17 protein-coding genes are annotated in these 15905 nt (G+C 61.1%); 4 read left to right on the forward strand and 13 right to left on the reverse strand.

From position 1 onward, the window contains the following. Positions 1–32 precede the first annotated feature (32 nt). From pnp to rbfA, 7 genes are all read right to left on the reverse strand, one after another. The gene (pnp, locus tag ACSQ3F_RS05350) at positions 33–2165 is read right to left on the reverse strand and encodes a polyribonucleotide nucleotidyltransferase (RefSeq protein ID WP_436099271.1); all 2133 of its coding nucleotides are present in this window, start codon (positions 2163–2165) and stop codon (positions 33–35) included. A gap of 360 nt (positions 2166–2525) precedes the next feature. Next, on the reverse strand, positions 2526–2795 hold the full coding sequence (gene rpsO, locus ACSQ3F_RS05355) for a 30S ribosomal protein S15 (RefSeq protein ID WP_018323646.1): 270 nt from the start codon (positions 2793–2795) through the stop codon (positions 2526–2528). Positions 2796–2962: 167 nt separating this feature from the next. Then, complete coding sequence (locus ACSQ3F_RS05360; RefSeq protein ID WP_436099272.1) at positions 2963–3292, reverse strand: SH3 domain-containing protein; 330 nt, start codon at positions 3290–3292, stop codon at positions 2963–2965. A gap of 51 nt (positions 3293–3343) precedes the next feature. Next, a complete protein-coding gene (locus ACSQ3F_RS05365; RefSeq protein WP_436099273.1) occupies positions 3344–5053 on the reverse strand; it encodes a sensor histidine kinase in 1710 nt (569 codons plus the stop codon). Positions 5054–5186: 133 nt separating this feature from the next. After that, entirely contained in the window at positions 5187–6122 is a 936-nt protein-coding gene (gene truB, locus ACSQ3F_RS05370; protein ID WP_436099274.1) for a tRNA pseudouridine(55) synthase TruB, read from the reverse strand. A gap of 3 nt (positions 6123–6125) precedes the next feature. Next, on the reverse strand, positions 6126–6581 hold the full coding sequence (locus ACSQ3F_RS05375; RefSeq protein ID WP_436099275.1) for a hypothetical protein: 456 nt from the start codon (positions 6579–6581) through the stop codon (positions 6126–6128). Continuing rightward, positions 6581–6985 (reverse strand): 30S ribosome-binding factor RbfA, encoded by a 405-nt coding sequence (gene rbfA / locus ACSQ3F_RS05380; protein WP_436099276.1) that lies wholly within the window; start codon positions 6983–6985, stop codon positions 6581–6583. The genes ACSQ3F_RS05375 and rbfA overlap by 1 nt, the downstream gene beginning before the upstream one ends. A 189-nt stretch (positions 6986–7174) precedes the next feature. Here rbfA and ACSQ3F_RS05385 point away from each other — a divergent pair, with 189 nt between their 5' ends. The 3 genes from ACSQ3F_RS05385 to ACSQ3F_RS05395 all read left to right on the forward strand — a co-directional run bounded on the left by ACSQ3F_RS05385 (position 7175) and on the right by ACSQ3F_RS05395 (position 9422). After that, a complete protein-coding gene (locus ACSQ3F_RS05385; RefSeq protein WP_436099277.1) occupies positions 7175–7927 on the forward strand; it encodes a type 1 glutamine amidotransferase in 753 nt (250 codons plus the stop codon). A 185-nt stretch (positions 7928–8112) separates the two neighbouring features. Next, positions 8113–8841, forward strand: a complete 729-nt coding sequence (locus tag ACSQ3F_RS05390) for a pentapeptide repeat-containing protein (RefSeq protein WP_436102046.1) — start codon at positions 8113–8115, stop codon at positions 8839–8841. Between the two features lie 125 nt (positions 8842–8966). After that, the gene (locus tag ACSQ3F_RS05395) at positions 8967–9422 is read left to right on the forward strand and encodes a GFA family protein (RefSeq protein WP_436099278.1); all 456 of its coding nucleotides are present in this window, start codon (positions 8967–8969) and stop codon (positions 9420–9422) included. Positions 9423–9473: 51 nt separating this feature from the next. Here ACSQ3F_RS05395 and ACSQ3F_RS05400 read toward each other — a convergent pair whose 3' ends face one another. Next, entirely contained in the window at positions 9474–9779 is a 306-nt protein-coding gene (locus ACSQ3F_RS05400) for a putative quinol monooxygenase (RefSeq protein ID WP_436099279.1), read from the reverse strand. Between the two features lie 139 nt (positions 9780–9918). Between ACSQ3F_RS05400 and ACSQ3F_RS05405 the strand changes: the two genes are divergently transcribed. Then, positions 9919–10236, forward strand: a complete 318-nt coding sequence (locus ACSQ3F_RS05405) for a winged helix-turn-helix transcriptional regulator (protein ID WP_436099280.1) — start codon at positions 9919–9921, stop codon at positions 10234–10236. A gap of 59 nt (positions 10237–10295) precedes the next feature. On the opposite strand, the gene ACSQ3F_RS05410 is transcribed toward ACSQ3F_RS05405, so the two are convergent. From ACSQ3F_RS05410 to ACSQ3F_RS05430, 5 genes are all read right to left on the reverse strand, one after another. After that, positions 10296–10595 (reverse strand): CcdB family protein, encoded by a 300-nt coding sequence (locus ACSQ3F_RS05410; RefSeq protein WP_436099281.1) that lies wholly within the window; start codon positions 10593–10595, stop codon positions 10296–10298. Further along, on the reverse strand, positions 10595–10825 hold the full coding sequence (locus ACSQ3F_RS05415) for a type II toxin-antitoxin system CcdA family antitoxin (protein WP_436099282.1): 231 nt from the start codon (positions 10823–10825) through the stop codon (positions 10595–10597). The genes ACSQ3F_RS05410 and ACSQ3F_RS05415 overlap by 1 nt, the downstream gene beginning before the upstream one ends. A gap of 58 nt (positions 10826–10883) precedes the next feature. Further along, positions 10884–12710: a translation elongation factor 4 gene (gene lepA, locus ACSQ3F_RS05420; RefSeq protein ID WP_436099283.1), complete on the reverse strand. Its 1827-nt coding sequence runs from the start codon at positions 12708–12710 to the stop codon at positions 10884–10886. Between the two features lie 135 nt (positions 12711–12845). Continuing rightward, a complete protein-coding gene (locus ACSQ3F_RS05425; RefSeq protein ID WP_436099284.1) occupies positions 12846–14360 on the reverse strand; it encodes an MJ1477/TM1410 family putative glycoside hydrolase in 1515 nt (504 codons plus the stop codon). Between the two features lie 147 nt (positions 14361–14507). Beyond that, entirely contained in the window at positions 14508–15782 is a 1275-nt protein-coding gene (locus tag ACSQ3F_RS05430) for an MFS transporter (RefSeq protein WP_436099285.1), read from the reverse strand. Positions 15783–15905: the final 123 nt, after the last annotated feature.

Below are 15905 nucleotides of genomic sequence, written 5' to 3' on the forward strand. Positions count from 1 at the left end.
CCGCGCCCGTAGCTTTCTCTCAAGCGCGCTGCTTATTCGGCAGCTTCGCCTTCGCCCTTGGCGAGTTCCTTGCCGGTTGCCTGGTCGACAACCTTCATGGAGAGGCGAACCTTGCCGCGTTCATCGAAGCCCATCAGCTTGACCCAGACCTTGTCGCCTTCCTTGACGACGTCGGAGGTCTTGGCAACACGCTCGGAAGCGAGCTGCGAGATGTGCACGAGACCGTCGCGCGGGCCGAAGAAGTTGACGAAGGCGCCAAAGTCGGCGGTCTTGACGACCGTGCCTTCGTAGATCTGGCCGACTTCCGGTTCCGCGACGATCGAATGGATCCACTTGCGTGCGGCTTCGATTTCCTTAGCCGACGAAGAAGCGATCTTGATCGTGCCGTCGTCTTCGATGTTGACCTTGGCGCCGGTCTTTTCGACGATTTCGCGGATGACCTTGCCGCCCGAACCGATGACTTCACGGATCTTGTCGACCGGAATGTTCATGACTTCGATGCGCGGCGCGAATTCGCCCAGTTCCGAACGGCCCTGGGTGATGGCCTTGGCCATTTCGCCGAGGATGTGGAGACGGCCGCCCTTGGCCTGGTTGAGCGCGATGCCCATGATCTCTTCGGTGATGCCTTCGATCTTGATGTCCATCTGCAGCGAGGTAATACCAGCTTCGGTACCTGCCACCTTGAAGTCCATGTCGCCGAGATGATCTTCGTCACCGAGGATGTCGGAGAGAACAGCGAAACGCTCGTCTTCCTTGATCAGGCCCATGGCGATACCGGCAACCGGCTTTGCCAGCGGCACGCCGGCATCCATCAGAGCGAGCGAGGTGCCGCAGACGGTTGCCATCGAGGAGGAGCCGTTGGATTCGGTGATTTCCGAGACGACGCGCAGCGTGTAGGGGAACTGGTCTACGGACGGCAGCATCGGGTGGATGGCGCGCCATGCGAGCTTGCCGTGGCCGATTTCGCGGCGGCCCGGGGAGCCCATGCGGCCCGTTTCGCCGACCGAATAGGGCGGGAAGTTGTAGTGCAGCATGAACTTTTCTTTGTACATGCCAGTGAGGCTATCGACGTACTGCTCGTCTTCGCCGGTGCCGAGCGTGGCAACGACGATCGCCTGCGTTTCACCGCGGGTGAACAGGGCAGAGCCGTGCGTGCGCGGCAGGATGCCGACTTCGGAGACGATCGGGCGAACGGTTTCGAGATCGCGGCCGTCGATGCGGCTCTTGGTGTCGAGGATGTTCCAGCGAACAATCTTGGCCTGCAGGTGCTTGAAGACGGCGCCGATGACTTCGGCAGTGTACTTCGGCTCAACGCCTTCCGGGAAGAAATGTGCCTTCACCTTTGCCTTGACGGCGTCGACGGCGGCGTAGCGCTCAGCCTTCTGGGTGTTCTTGTAGGCAACGCGCAGCTCGGCTTCGGCGATCGAGAGCATTTCAGCTTCGAGTTCCGAATAGTCTTCCGGCTGGAAGTCGCGCGGCTCCTTGGCAGCAACTTCGGCGAGCTTGATGATCGCGTCGATGACCGGCTGGAAGCCCTTGTGGCCGAACATGACGGCGCCGAGCATGATGTCTTCAGCCAGTTCCTTGGCTTCGGATTCGACCATCAGAACGGCTTCGCCTGTGCCGGCGACTACGAGGTCGAGGATCGATTCGTCCATCTCGTCGAGATGCGGGTTGAGCACGTATTCGCCGTTGATGTAGCCGACGCGGGCGCCGCCGACCGGGCCCATGAACGGAACGCCCGAAAGCGTCAGGGCTGCGGACGCGGCAACCATCGACAGGACGTCCGGATCATTTTCCAGATCGTGCTGGACGACGGTGACGACAACCTGGGTGTCGTTCTTGTAGCCTTCCGGGAAGAGCGGGCGGATCGGACGGTCGATCAGGCGGGAAACCAGCGTTTCCTTTTCCGACGGACGGCCTTCGCGCTTGAAGTAGCCGCCCGGGATCTTGCCGGCGGCGTAGGTCTTTTCCTGGTAGTTGACGGTGAGCGGGAAGAAATCCTGGCCGGGCTTCGGCGCCTTGGCCGAAACGACGGTGGCGAGAACGACGGTCTCACCGTAGGTGGCAAGCACGGCGCCGTCAGCCTGACGGGCGATCTTGCCGGTTTCGAGCTTGAGCGGGCGGCCTGCCCATTCAATTTCTACCGTGTGGGTATCGAACATGTTTTGTCCTTCGTGTGCGGAAAACCCGCGCCGCAGCCTAACTGGCGCGGGCGGTCCGCAAAAATGACGTATCACGGGCAAGACAACGGGAGGCTTCCAAAATCTGGCTGGCGGTCGTTCCGCTCCTGAAAGCCAATTGCCTTCCGGTGCCTTACAAAAACGCGCAGCGCCGAAGCATCCTGCAATCCTGCCCCATGACAGGTCATCGGTTGGTTCCGCAGAGCCGGCCCATCCGGTCTGCTGGAGCGTCCGCTTCGGCGGAGCCAGCGTGGCTCGCCCGGAAGCGCAAAAGACGGGATCAATCCCGCAAAAACGAACCGGCGGGCATCCTTCCTTCGAAGGGTCCCGCCGGTGTAAGGCTTAGCGGCGAATGCCGAGAGCGGTGATCAGCTTGGTGTAGCGCGCTTCGTCCTTGCCCTTGACGTAGTCAAGAAGCGAACGGCGGCTGGAAACCATTGCCAGAAGGCCACGACGTGAGTGGTTGTCCTTCTTGTGGCCCTTGAAGTGTTCGGTCAGGTTGTTGATCCGCTCGGTGAGGATTGCAACCTGGACTTCCGGAGAACCGGTATCGCCTTCAACAGTTGCGTATTCCTTGATGAGCGCAGCCTTGCGCTCTGCAGTGATCGACATCGTGTCATCCTTTCAATGTTTAGGATTTCGGGTCGCCAGCAGCCGGGATGTCGTCTAGCTGCGGCCATGAAGGCAAAAGTCCGCTTGATCGGGGTCTGATGCTGGCGCTGCCTATAAACCATCCGGCATCAAAAAGAAAGAGGGCGGATAAAGCCCTTCCGGGCCGCTTATTGTGGCGCTGTGCGCGGATGCATGGGCGCCGATTTCAGGTTTTCGTCGTGTCTCGAGCAATCGAGGAAATTGGCAAAGACCCAGCCCAGTGTTTCGCCATCCTCAGCCACTTGGAACCAGCGCTTGCCGCCCACTTGCGTTTCGGCGATCACATCCACGGAAAACCCATTGTCGAGCGTCGACAATATCTGTCCGTTTGGCTGTGCCCGGACATTGAGCGGCGTTCCTGTCGGGTCGGCCACCACGCATTCGGCGCCGAAGGCAGGCACTGTGCCAAACGCGAAAACCGCAACTGCGGTAGCGGCGACGATCCTCTTATGGCGCATGTTTTTTTCTCTTTCGACAGGGGTAGTCAGCTGTCACGCAGGATAGCCCGACTAGGATTGCATCGACAGGTTTGCGTTCAACCGCTCCTCGGGGATCTTCATCCGCCATTCGATGCCGTCCGCATGCATGATCCGCTCCAGTTCGGCATCCAGCGCCATGCCAAGCATACGCTCAAGCACGATGGTACCGAAGCCCTTGCGCGCGGGGGCGATGGTGTCGGCATCGATATCGGCGCCCGTTTCTCTCCAGATGAGCAGAAATGCCCCGTCAGAGACCGACCACTTGAGGTCGACGATCCCCTTGCTGTTGCCTAGCGCACCATATTTCGTCGCGTTGGTGGCAAGCTCATGCAGCGCCATGCCCAGCGTCTGCGAAACCTGGGCGTCAAGACGCACGGACGGCCCCGAAAGGCGAACGCGCTGTGGATCGTCGGGAATGAACGGCTGGAGCTGGTTTTGCGCGAGTTCCTGGAAATCGACGCCCTGCGCGGCATTGGCGATCATCAGATCGGTCGAGCGGGCAAGGCCGGCAATCCGCTTGCGGAACGCTTCGGCAAAATCCACCCGGCTTTCCGCCGCGTTGAGAGATTGGTTGAGCATCGACTGAATGACAGTCAACTGGTTCTTCGACCGGTGCGCCACCTCGCGCATCAGGAAGCGGATTTCGTTTTCCGCCTTCCTGCGGGACCGGGCCGCCTCGGCCAACGCGGTAGACACCGTCTCGATCTCGGAGATCATATGCCTGCGCGGCGCGATCGGCCGGCCGGCACCCAGGAGATGCGCATCGCGCGCCAGCACCTTGACGCCCTGCGTCAGAAGCCCGGCGATGGTCACCGACCCGGCGACCGCGATGCCGGCAAAAAGAATCCCGCCCAGCGACAGCCAGAGATAGGACCACAAGGCCGGCGCGTCGACATCGGCACTTTTCGCCCATGCGATGACCTTCCAGCCGGTGAGAACGGAAAACTCCGTGACCGTCCTGTATGCCACGCCGTCATGCGTCGCCTCACCGACACCGACGCGCAACGCCGGTACGATGTTCATAAAGAACGCCCTGCCCACCGCCACGGTGGGATCGGACGAGGCAATCACATTGTCAGCGCCGTCGACCAGCGCCGCATTCCAGCCGGGCGACAGAACATCCTTGCTGACCGCTTTCGACATGTTCTCGGCATTCTGGGTCAGCGTCAGCAGATAATCATTGTTGCCGAGCGGCGTGGTGATCGGCAGATAGACGTTGAACACCCATTTTCCCGCCGTCCTGCCAAAAAAGACATTTGAAATCAGCGGGCCGCCGTTGCGGAACGCCAGGTCGATCGAGGCAGGATCCGACGCCTTGCCGAGCGCGCTGCCAAAGGGCACCCGCGTGTTGAAAAGCTGATTGTGCGTGCGATCGATAACCAGCAGATTGGAATCGGTATCGGCAAGGGCGGACGACGCCCGCTCATAGAACTGATCCAGATTCCTGTTGTCGATCGCACTTGCGGTCGACAACACCTTGAGCGTGGTCAGCATGCCGTCGATCTCGCGCTCGACCACGCGGGTGACCGCGCCGGTCGTGCCCTTGAGCAGCGCCGTGACCACGCGCTCCTGCTCGTCGATGCTGCGCTTCAGGATGATCATCGAAAAGACGAAGGAAGGAACGATGGCGACGAGCAGCAGCACCGTCAGATAGAACGACAGCGGGCGCCGCAGCCGCGAGCGCAGGAGCGCCCTCCAAGGAGCGCCCAGCTCGCTCTGTTTGTCCTGTCTGTCGCTCAAGCTTTCCTCATCAGATCAGCCCCCGGACCGCGAAATGCGCGCGAATCCCGATCACCGACCGGAACATGCGCCAGCGATCTTAGGAAGGCAACCCGATGCCATGTGACGAAATCTGTGGGACTGCGGCCGGAACTCAACCGGTGGCGAAGACGCGCTTGGGCCTGAATTCGCCCTCGCCGATCTCGCCGATGGCGATGAGCTTTCCGCGCGACGTCGCATAGGCCTCCGGCTCCGCCATGGGCGCATCGCGGCCACGCAGGATGATCGGATTGCCCATTTTCAGGCGATGCGCCTGATCCTCGGTGATGGCGATATGCGGCAGGTTGGAAAGCGCCTCGCCGGTATCGATCAGGAAGGCATCGAGCGCTTCCAGCCGCTCGTCCTCGTTCTCGATCTTTTCCAGCGCCACAAGTTCGGAGAGCGGCACCATCGCCTCTTCGGCAAAGGGTGCAACGAAGCTGCGGCGCAGCGACGCGATATGACCGAAACAGCCGAGATCGCGGCCGAAATCGCGCGCCAACGATCGCACATAAGTGCCCTTGCCGCATTCGATCTCGAAATGCGCCAGGTTCGGCGTGCAGCCGAGCAGCGACAGGCGGAAGACTTCCACTTCGCGAGCCGGGATGTCCACGGTTTCGCCTTCGCGGGCCAGATCATAGGCGCGGTTGCCGTCGATCTTGATGGCGGAAAACTGCGGCGGCACCTGGCTGATGACGCCGGTATATTTCGGCAGCAGCGCGCGAATGTCCTCCTCGGACGGGCGGGCGTCGGACGACTGGACGACCTCGCCCTCCAGATCGTCGGTCGAACGCTCCTCGCCCCAGGCAACGGCGAATTCGTAGATCTTGCGGCCGTCCATGACGTAGGGAACCGTCTTGGTCGCGTCGCCGAGCGCGACCGGCAGCATGCCGGAGGCGAGCGGATCGAGCGTGCCGGCATGGCCCGCCTTCTGCGCCTTGAACAGCCACTTGATCTTCGACACGGCCTCGGTCGAGCCGAAGTCCAGCGGCTTGTCGAGGATCAGCCAGCCGGAAACCGGGCGGCCCTTGGGTTTGCGAGGTTTTGACATTATTTATGCTCTTTTTTTGCGAAACGTCGCGGCTGTCTTTGCAACGCTGCCGTCCGGCATTTTCTGGCTGTTGCCCTTTTCAAATCCCAAGGCATAGAGGCGCCTTGCGATCAGGTATCCTGCCGCGATCGTGCCGCCATTGTCGATCCTATAATCTTCGCCGAGGTCTTCGACGATCAAAGGCTCGATGGCGCCGAGCGGCGGCTTGCCCGCGGCGGCCGCATCGAGCAGCAGCTTCTCATTATAGGGCGAATAGACGATGGCCTCGAGCGCCTTCATCTCAGCGTCGCCATGGGCGATCTCCTTGCCCCGGCGGAAGGGTAGGCCCGAGGAGACCATCATTTCCACTAGGCGAACAGCCTCGGCATTGTCGAACCGGGCAAGGCCATTACGGTAGAATGTCTGGCGCTGCTCGAAGGTCCATCCGTTCAGCTCATCCAGAGTGATATGCTTTGCCATCACTCTTCGCCGTCTTCGTCCTTCAGATCGCGGACCACTTCCGGAGACTTGAGCAGTTCGTCGATCTTCTTGTAGTTGTCGAAGCTGGTATCGTCGCGGAAGCGAACCTCCGGCATGTATTTCATCTGGCGCAAATGCGGCGTCAGGCGGCCGCGGATATATTTGGCGTTGCGATTCAGGGCCTCGATGGTCGCCGCGTGATCGGCCACGCCGAGCGGCGTCACGAAGGCCGTGGCGATCTTCAGGTCGGGCGACATGCGCACTTCGGAAATCGAGATCACCGTTTTTTCGATCAGCGGATCGCGCACCTCGCCGCGCTGCAGCACCTGCGTCAGGGCTGCGCGAACTTGTTCGCCGACCCTCAGCATGCGCTGCGAGGGGGCAGAGGATGTAACTTTGCTCATGGCTTTTCCGCTGTCTGGCGTTTCATCGAACGCGACCAAGCCGGTCCAATGCTACTTTCGGGCCAAAAGGTCAAGACTTGTCGGCCGTTCCGGCAATAGCACACGCCGCCAAATCGGCTCGAAACCCTCTTGAATGGCAAGGCGCGGCATGATCAATCTTGTTGAAACGACAGGATAAGTGGAGACGACATGCGGGTTCTGGTGGTGGAAAACATGGTCCATTCCGACCTTGGACAGGTGGGCGTGGCGCTTGACGCAGCAGGGGCAGAGATCGATCTGCGGCGGCCTTTCACCGGCGAGGCGCTGCCAGGCGACTTCCATGCGCATGACGCGCTGGTGGTGCTCGGCGGCGACCAGAGCGCTGTTGATGACCACATCCACCCCTACCTGCCGGAGCTTGGCCGCCTGATGCGTGCCTTTGCCGATGCCGACAAGGCGGTGCTCGGTATCTGCCTCGGCAGCCAGATTCTGGCGCGGGCGTATGGGGCGGAAAACCTCCTCGACCGGACCCGCGAATTTGGATGGCATGGGGTCGAACTGACAAGCGAGGGTATTTCCGATCCGGTGCTCGGCGTAGCCGGAAAAACCTTCACCATCTTCGAATGGCATTCCGACAGCTTCACCCTGCCCGAAGGCGCGGTCCACCTCGCCACCAATCCCGCGGTTGCCAACCAGGCCTTCCGCGTCGGCCGTGCCGCCTATGGCATGCAGTTTCATTTCGAGGCCGGAACGCGCGTCGTCGAGGACTGGAACCGGATTTTCGCGGACCAGATCATGGGTCTCGATCCGCATTGGCTGGAGCGCTACCCCGAGCATGCCGCGCGGCATGCCGAACAGGCCGATGCGGCGGGCCTTGCCCTGGCCCGGGCCTGGGTCGGGACGATCCGGAGCGCCGAAACGGTTGGCAACGACGCGCGGAAACTGGCGGCGGCGTCCGCATAGGCCTAGCTGCCTGGTTTGACATTGCCGCGCGCCTCCCCATTTCCAGTGGCAAGGGCAATGTTCTTTTTATTGCCGCGCAAGCGGTATAGAACAGGCGGAGGCCCTGCATCCGGGCAACCGGGCATAGGCGGAGGATCGGAGTGGGAATGCGCATGCTTGCTAAAGAACTCAGTGGGATGGTGAAGATGGGCCGATCCGCGAAAAAGGCAATCCTGTCCGGTTGTTCACCTGCCTTCCTGGTCTCAGCGCTCTTCCTTTCCGCCTCGGTTTTCGCGGCTCAGCCGGCGATGGCGGCCTATTGCAACAGCAGGCCGGAACCCGGGCTGGACTGGAGCGAATGCACCAAGAAAAGCCTGATGTTGCAGGCGAGCGAACTGGAAGGCGCCAACCTCTTCGGCACTGATTTTTCCATGACCGACCTCAGCGACTCGAACCTGACATCTGCGAACCTGGAGAAGGCCCATCTGGTGCGCGCCTGGCTGTCCGGCGCGAGGGCGGAGAGGGCAAATTTCGCGCGGGTAGAGGCCTACAGATCGAACTTCGTCAACATTGTCGCCAATGGCGCTTCATTTGCCAGCGCCGAACTGCAGCGGGCCGATTTCAGCGGTGCCCAGCTTACCGGCGCCAATTTCGAGAAAGCTGAACTGAGCCGCACGCACTTCAAGGGCGCGGTTCTGACCGGCACGCGCTTTTCGTTCGCCAATCTTTCGCGCGCTGATCTCAGCGGCACCACGTTCGAAGGTCCGCTCGTCTTCGACCAAGCCTTCCTGTTTCTGACCCGGATCGAGGGGCTCGATCTTTCTTCCGCCAAGGGTCTCGAGCAGGCACAGATTGACCTTGCCTGCGGCAACGACAAGACGAAGCTGCCAGCCGGACTGATTGCGCCGTCCAGCTGGCCTTGCGCCTCGGACTGAAATCTGCGGCCAAGCCGTCCTGCCTTGACGACCCTTTGCAGCAACGGCTCGCCGGCAAAGGCAATGATCCGTTTGACGGCTTCGGTCTCTCCGCTAGATTGATCCGAAATGCGGAGGACCCCATCATGACCATGCAAAATCTGCCCTTGGAAGGCGGCTGCCGTTGCGGCCAGGTGCGGCTGAAAATCAGCGCACCGCCGCTGCTCACCATGGCCTGCCACTGCACCGGCTGCCAGAAGATGTCGTCCAGTGCCTATTCGCTGAGCGCCGCCATTCCGGCCGAGGGCTTCGAGGTAACTGAGGGCGAACCGGTGATCGGCGGCCTGCACGGCGCCACCCGCCACTATTTCTGCCCGCACTGCATGACCTGGATGTTCACCCGCCCCGAAGGCATGGACTGGTTCGTCAACCTGCGCCCGACCATGCTCGACGACACAAGCTGGTTCTCGCCGTTCATCGAGACCTTCACGAGCAAGAAGCTGCCCTTTGCAACCACGGCTGCGGTGCACAGCTATGAAACCATTCCGCCGATGGAGACATATGACGTGCTGGTGAAGGAATTTGCCGAGCGGGACTCTTAGGCAGCGATATTCCGTCCCGTCATCCTCGGGTGAGGATGACGGGAGCTGGGATTATCGCTGCCAGCGGACATCCGTCTCCTCGTAATGCCTCATTTCAGCGATCTCGCCGACGAACGGCCTGATCGCTGCAAAAAACGGAGGAAAGCAGGGTCCTTTGCGAAAGCCTTGCATATGGGCTTCGAGCGAAGCCCAGTGAATGCGCAGGATCAGGCGGTTTGGCTCCTCGACGCAGCGGGCGAGATCAAAGGCCAGACATTCCGGCGCCGCGCGAAGATGCTCCGCCGCCTGCCCATAGGCGGCGACAAGCTCGTCAGCGGAATGGGTTTTCATTTCGTATCGGATATATTCGACGATCATGCAGGTCTCCTCCAAGGTTGCGCCGGAGTTTTGCCGAGGAAATTCAAATTCGACAAGGACTTACCTCGAGGTAGGTGGACGGGCGCCGCCCGCGTGCCGCGTCATACCGGGACAACGGAGTTCGAACGCAGTGATGGCAATGGACAAGATGCATGACTGCCCTGTGCTGGCGACGATCAAGGCAATGGGCGGCAAATGGAAACCGCGCATCCTCTGGCGGCTGCGCGAAGGGCCGGCCAATTTCGGCGAGCTGCGCCGCGTCGTCGGCGTCTCGGAAAAAGTGCTGCACGAAAACCTGCGCGCGCTGGAACGCGACAACCTTGTCTCCCGCACACCCTCAAAGATCGGCGAGGTGGTTTATGTCGAATATCGCTACACGGGTTATGGGCTGTCGCTGGTGCCGGTGCTCGATGCGATGGGCGAGTGGGGAACTATCCATCGATCGGCAACGGATTGAGGTTGCCTAAGGACTGCTCACCGAGACATTTCGCGGTGCGCGAGTCGTTGGATGGCGTGCTAAAAACCCTGCATGAGAAAATCCGTCGCCGCGACGATGGTATCTTGGAACGCGGATAGATCGGCGACGCCTTCCCCGATTTCGGAAACGTGGATCGCCGCCAGGCGCTGCGTAACCATGACGTAAAACTCCCCACCTATCAGGAAGCGTGGATTGAGCCGGGTAATCGACCACGACATATCGCCGACCGGATAGAGAGGCGCCATTATTCGTGACGGCAAATCGTTCAGCACGTTGGCCTGAAGATCAATCGCCAGGATGCGGTCTGACTTCAGCCGGTAAACATCGAACCTCGCCATCAGAACCGGCGATATTTGTCGAACGGCAAGCCGTGCTTATCAACATATTCGTTTTCCAGCCTGATCGCCTCGGCATTTTCCAGCCGCCACAGGCGTTCCCGCTCGCTTTTGATCGCGCGCTCGATGCCATCTTCCGCCGCGCGCGAAAGATTGATCTTGAGATCGCGCGCCTGCGAAACGAGTTCGCTGTCCAATGACAGATTGGCAGGCCTACGGGAAAGCTGAGACATTTCAATCTCCACGGTTCATGCGCCTATTCTATGCGCATGAACCGTGGAAGGAAAGAACTCACTCATCCCCCATCTTCAGCGCCGCAATAAACGCTTCCTGCGGGATTTCCACCTTGCCGAACTGGCGCATGCGCTTCTTGCCGGCCTTCTGCTTGTCGAGCAGCTTGCGCTTGCGGGTGGCGTCGCCGCCGTAGCATTTGGCGGTGACGTCCTTGCGCAGCGCCGAGATGGTTTCGCGGGCGATCACGTTGCCGCCGATGGCGGCCTGGATCGGGATCTTGAACATGTGCTTCGGGATCAGCTCCTTGAGCTTTTCGCACATGTCGCGGCCGCGCTTTTCGGCGGCCATGCGGTGCACCATCATCGACAGCGCATCGACCGGCTCGCCGTTGACGAGGATCGACATCTTGACCAGATGGCCTTCCTGATGCGCGGTGATGCTGTAGTCGAAGGAGGCATAACCCTTGGAGATCGATTTCAGCCGGTCGTAGAAATCGAACACGACTTCGTTGAGCGGCAGGTCGTAGGTCAGCATCGCGCGGGAACCGACATAGGTGAGTTCCACCTGGATGCCGCGCCGGTCCTGGCAGAGCTTCAGGATGCCGCCGAGATAGTCGTCGGGCGTCAGGATGGTCGCGCGGATCCACGGCTCGTGGATTTCCGAGATCTTGACGACGTCGGGCATGTCGGCCGGATTGTGCAGCTCGCGCATCGTGCCGTCGGTCATGTAGAGCTGATAGACGACCGAGGGGGCAGTCGCGATCAGGTCGAGATCGAATTCGCGCTCGAGGCGTTCCTGGATGATTTCCAGGTGCAGCAGGCCGAGGAAGCCGCAGCGGAAACCGAAGCCGAGCGCTGCGGATGATTCCATTTCGAAGGAGAAGGAAGCGTCGTTGAGGCGCAGCTTGCCCATGGCGGCGCGCAGATCCTCGAAATCGGCGGCGTCGACCGGGAAAAGGCCGCAGAAGACGACCGGCTGGGCCGGCTTGAAGCCCGGCAGCGCTTGCGCCGTCGGGCGCTTGTCCTCGGTGATGGTATCGCCAACGCGCGTATCGGCGACTTCCTTGATGCTAGCCGTGATGAAGCCGATCTCGCCGGGACCCAGCGCATCGACGGTGAGCATCTTCGGCGTGATGACGCCGACGCGCTCGACCTGATACTTGGCGTCGGTGCCCATCATGCGGACCGTCTGGCCCTTCTTGAGCACGCCGTCGAGAATGCGCACGAGAACGATGACGCCGAGATAGGTGTCGTACCAGCTATCGACGAGCAGCGCCTTCAGCGGCGCGTCTTCGCCGCCTTCGCTTTTCGGCGCGGGCAGCTGGTGGACGATGGCTTCGAGCACATCGGGAATGCCGAGGCCGGTCTTGGCCGAAATCAACACGGCCTGCGAGGCGTCGATGCCGATGACTTCCTCGATCTGCTCGCGGATGCGGTCGGGCTCGGCAGCCGGCAGGTCGATCTTGTTGAGGACGGTGACGATCTCGTGGTTGTTGTCGATCGCCTGATAGACGTTGGCAAGCGTCTGTGCTTCGACGCCTTGGGAGGCATCAACCACCAGCAGCGAACCTTCGCAGGCCGACAGCGAGCGCGAGACTTCATAGGCAAAGTCGACATGGCCGGGCGTGTCGATCAGGTTCAAGACATAGGTCTCGCCGTTGTTGGCGACGTAATGCAGGCGCACGGTCTGCGCCTTGATGGTGATGCCGCGCTCCTTCTCGATATCCATGTTGTCGAGAACCTGTTCGGACATCTCGCGCGCGGCAAGACCGCCGGTCGACTGGATCAGCCGGTCGGCCAGCGTCGACTTGCCGTGGTCGATATGGGCCACGATCGAGAAATTGCGGATGTGCGACAGGGGTGTGCTAGTCGAATTTGTGCTCATGCGCCCGCATACAATGGAACCTCCAAAACTGCAAAGAATTTTACCGATTGCTGTCGGCCAAATGCAATGGACGCCGGCACTTTGCCGCAAGGCTGCTGCAAAAGCCGAAACGCGCGATCAACCAAATGCTGGTTCTCAGAAGATCAGGAAATCGTCAGCCGTCAGTTTGAGGTGGCTGTCGAGCCGCGCAATCTGGATCGCCGCACTCTTGCCCGCGCCGTCGGCGTCGTAAAAAAGTTCGCCGGTTCGGCTGTCGTAGATGATCCGATCGCCGGCATCCGCCGCCTTCGTGCCGATGATGAAGGCCGAAGCTTTCAGCGCACCGGCTGGCAGCCTGGAAACGATGTCGTGGTCCAGTAGAAGCCGATCATCGGCAACGCTGAAATCGGCCACCGTATCGATATTGCCCGCGGCGAACTTGGTGTCGAAGACGAATTGATCCTTGCCGCTGCCGCCGGTGAGGGTGTCTTTTCCCGCTCCGCCATAGAGCTCATCATTCCCGGCTCCGCCGGAAATCTTGTCATTGCCAACGCCGCCCCACAGCCTGTCGTTTCCTCCGCGACCGAACAGCGTGTCATTGCCTTCGCGCCCGGCAATTTCATCGTCGCCGCCCAGACCGTCGATCTTGTCGGCGAGCTTTGAGCCACGCAGGGTGTCCTCCTGCGTGGTGGGCCGGATATAGGCGGGGTCGCCATCATAGGTGCCGGTCAGCCTGTCGAGATCGCGCTCGGGTGCGGCAAACGGAATGAAGCCGTCTGCCAATACCATTTCGTTGAACGCGGCGATGCGCTCGCTGCCATTGATGTAATCCACCACAAAGACCGGTATGCCCTTGTCGACAAAGTCGCGCTTGAGGATTGTGATCGTCTCTTCGTCGGGCCACAGCGGATTGTTCTCGTCCTTGTCGCCGCGATAATAAAGATCTTCGACCGCAATGCCGCCGATGACATCGAGATAGGCCTGCTTGCGCGCGGTGTCGGTCCCCAGGTCATTGAGGATCCAGGCGCCGTTCTGGGGGATGACGAAAAAGTCCGGATTGGTTTCGCGGGCATGTTCCGTCAAGGCGACCACGAAATCGACCATGCGCTGCGCGGCCTGTTTCTGGTTGACGGGATCACCGGCCTGGCGATCACCCTTAGAGACTTCGGCACCCCAGAAATAATAGGCGTCGATGATGTCGAGATAGGCCGCATCGAACCCGGCCTTGACGATGGCGTCGAGATCGCCGGTCTTCTGGTCGTTGAACATGGTGTTCTGCCAGTCCGGATCCCAGTACCGCACCTTGCGCGATTCCGGCCAATCGGGATTGAGAGGTCCAAGCCAGTCCGGTGCCTCGTCGGTCAGTGCGCCGGTGGCTTTGCCGTTGACGGTCCAGTCCTTGTCCCAGTAGTCGCGGAAATCAGACGCCTCGCCGATGGAGATATACGACACGACCACGGACCGCCCGCCCATGCCGTCCTTCATGCGGGTCACTTCGTCTGCGGTAAACCGTCCGCTATTGGTGCCATCACGCGAGGAATCGATGACGAGCAGATCATGGGTGGCGGAGATGAGCAGGTTGACGTTTTGCGGGTCGCCGCCCAGCCCCTGCAACTGATAGCCCCAGTTGTCGACATTGACCACGCCGGTAGATGTCTTGAACTTGAGCATGATGCGGTCCCGGCTTCCTGTTCCCAACGGAATGAATAGGTGATTTTCGGCGGATAGGGATAACCGGAATATGCAATAATATCAACGAAGTCTTCACATTCCCCGCCACGAAGCCTTCATTGTGATGTCGCCATAAGACGGCCAGCGTCACGGACTGCTGCTAGCGGCCTTCTCGTCCTCCACCAGGGCACCGGCGTTTGGCACTTGGGCGCTCATCAGTTCGAAGCCGTCGCCTTGGCCGGGCGCGCGCTCGGGCCGGCCGTAGAGCCTGAAGGCAACGAAACCCGCATAGGCGAGCGACACGGCCATGGCTGCATGGATGAAGGTCTTCGGGCCAAACACTGGCGTCAGCAGCGTGATCGACAGCGGGATGACCGTGGCGGCGATCGACCAGCACATCAAAAGCGTCGAGGCGAGCGGCACGAAATCGGTGGGCGCGGTGCGATCGTTGGCATGGGCATTGGCGATCGAATAGACGGTTTCGACGGCACCGGCGAAGATCGCGAAGACCAGCATCAGCAGGATAAGATTGGCAAAGGAGACGGTGAGCGCAACGACGGCGGCGGCCGCGATCAGCAGGCAGACAAGGATCAGCACGATGCGCCGGTCGATCCGGTCCGACAGCACGCCCATCGGATACTGGATGAAGATGAGGCCGAACTGCATGACGAGCATCAGCAGCGCCACATCGCGTTGGCTCACCTGGTTGGCAGCCGCATAGATCGGCGTAAAACCCTGCACGGCCATGGAAAGGCCGCCGGCGGCTAGAACGCCGACGAAGGCGACGGGGGAATTGCGCCAGACCATCGGCACATCGACGCTGACTTTCGCCGGCGGCGGCGGATTGGGCAGACGCGTCAGGCCGATCGGCAGGATGGCCATGGTGGTGAAGAAAATCGTGAGCAGCGGCGCGAGGTTGCCCTCCGCCGGGATCTGGCCGAACAGCCAGGCACCCAGTCCGAGGGCAATGACATAGGTCATGTAGAACGCCGACATGGCCCTGCCGCGCCAGCTGTTGGCGCTGGTATGGTTGAGCCAGCTCAGCGAGATGATGAAGTTGATATTGCCAGCGGCGCCATAGAGGCCGCGCGCCAGCACCCAGAGCAGCGGATGAACGCCGAGCGCAATCAGGAAGGCTGACAGCAAGACCAGCGCCATGGAGCAGGAAAAGGCGCGGGCATGACCGACGCGGCGGATCATCGGGCCGGCGATAACGCAGCCTGCGAGACCGCCGAAGGCAAGCGCGGTGACGGCAGCGCCGGCGACCCAGGTCGGGCTTTCGCTGCGGGCCAGCACGAAGGGCACATAGGCGAACATCACGCCATTGCCAATGCCGACACAGGCCATGGACAACACGATGCTGGCGATCGACAGGACCGAGGATTGCGGCCGTTCGGATGAGATTTCTGACACCGCTGCCATCTACCCTCCCAGGAGCGCTCAGCCGCCAACGGCGTGGCTGCTGCCAAAGCGATTGCTAATATATTGATCGTAGGGCGGTTTTCCATCCACCCGTCCCGGCCGGTACCATAGCCGGACAGATGG

The sequence above is a fragment of the Pararhizobium sp. LjRoot238 genome (genome assembly GCF_964252955.1).
GTDB lineage: Bacteria > Pseudomonadota > Alphaproteobacteria > Rhizobiales > Rhizobiaceae > Pararhizobium.

What these genes read in the sequence shown, in the direction of transcription:
- ACSQ3F_RS05400 (WP_436099279.1), bottom strand. Translation starts at nt 9,779, where the DNA reads ATGATCGTCGAATATATCCGATACGAAATGAAAACCCATTCCGCTGAC.
- ACSQ3F_RS05405 (WP_436099280.1), top strand. Translation starts at nt 9,919, where the DNA reads ATGGACAAGATGCATGACTGCCCTGTGCTGGCGACGATCAAGGCAATG.
- ACSQ3F_RS05385 (WP_436099277.1), top strand. Translation starts at nt 7,175, where the DNA reads ATGCGGGTTCTGGTGGTGGAAAACATGGTCCATTCCGACCTTGGACAG.
- ACSQ3F_RS05430 (WP_436099285.1), bottom strand. Translation starts at nt 15,782, where the DNA reads ATGGCAGCGGTGTCAGAAATCTCATCCGAACGGCCGCAATCCTCGGTC.
- lepA (WP_436099283.1), bottom strand. Translation starts at nt 12,710, where the DNA reads ATGAGCACAAATTCGACTAGCACACCCCTGTCGCACATCCGCAATTTC.
- ACSQ3F_RS05360 (WP_436099272.1), bottom strand. Translation starts at nt 3,292, where the DNA reads ATGCGCCATAAGAGGATCGTCGCCGCTACCGCAGTTGCGGTTTTCGCG.
- ACSQ3F_RS05375 (WP_436099275.1), bottom strand. Translation starts at nt 6,581, where the DNA reads ATGGCAAAGCATATCACTCTGGATGAGCTGAACGGATGGACCTTCGAG.
- ACSQ3F_RS05425 (WP_436099284.1), bottom strand. Translation starts at nt 14,360, where the DNA reads ATGCTCAAGTTCAAGACATCTACCGGCGTGGTCAATGTCGACAACTGG.
- rbfA (WP_436099276.1), bottom strand. Translation starts at nt 6,985, where the DNA reads ATGAGCAAAGTTACATCCTCTGCCCCCTCGCAGCGCATGCTGAGGGTC.
- ACSQ3F_RS05390 (WP_436102046.1), top strand. Translation starts at nt 8,113, where the DNA reads ATGGGCCGATCCGCGAAAAAGGCAATCCTGTCCGGTTGTTCACCTGCC.
- truB (WP_436099274.1), bottom strand. Translation starts at nt 6,122, where the DNA reads ATGTCAAAACCTCGCAAACCCAAGGGCCGCCCGGTTTCCGGCTGGCTG.
- ACSQ3F_RS05415 (WP_436099282.1), bottom strand. Translation starts at nt 10,825, where the DNA reads ATGTCTCAGCTTTCCCGTAGGCCTGCCAATCTGTCATTGGACAGCGAA.
- ACSQ3F_RS05410 (WP_436099281.1), bottom strand. Translation starts at nt 10,595, where the DNA reads ATGGCGAGGTTCGATGTTTACCGGCTGAAGTCAGACCGCATCCTGGCG.
- rpsO (WP_018323646.1), bottom strand. Translation starts at nt 2,795, where the DNA reads ATGTCGATCACTGCAGAGCGCAAGGCTGCGCTCATCAAGGAATACGCA.
- pnp (WP_436099271.1), bottom strand. Translation starts at nt 2,165, where the DNA reads ATGTTCGATACCCACACGGTAGAAATTGAATGGGCAGGCCGCCCGCTC.
- ACSQ3F_RS05395 (WP_436099278.1), top strand. Translation starts at nt 8,967, where the DNA reads ATGACCATGCAAAATCTGCCCTTGGAAGGCGGCTGCCGTTGCGGCCAG.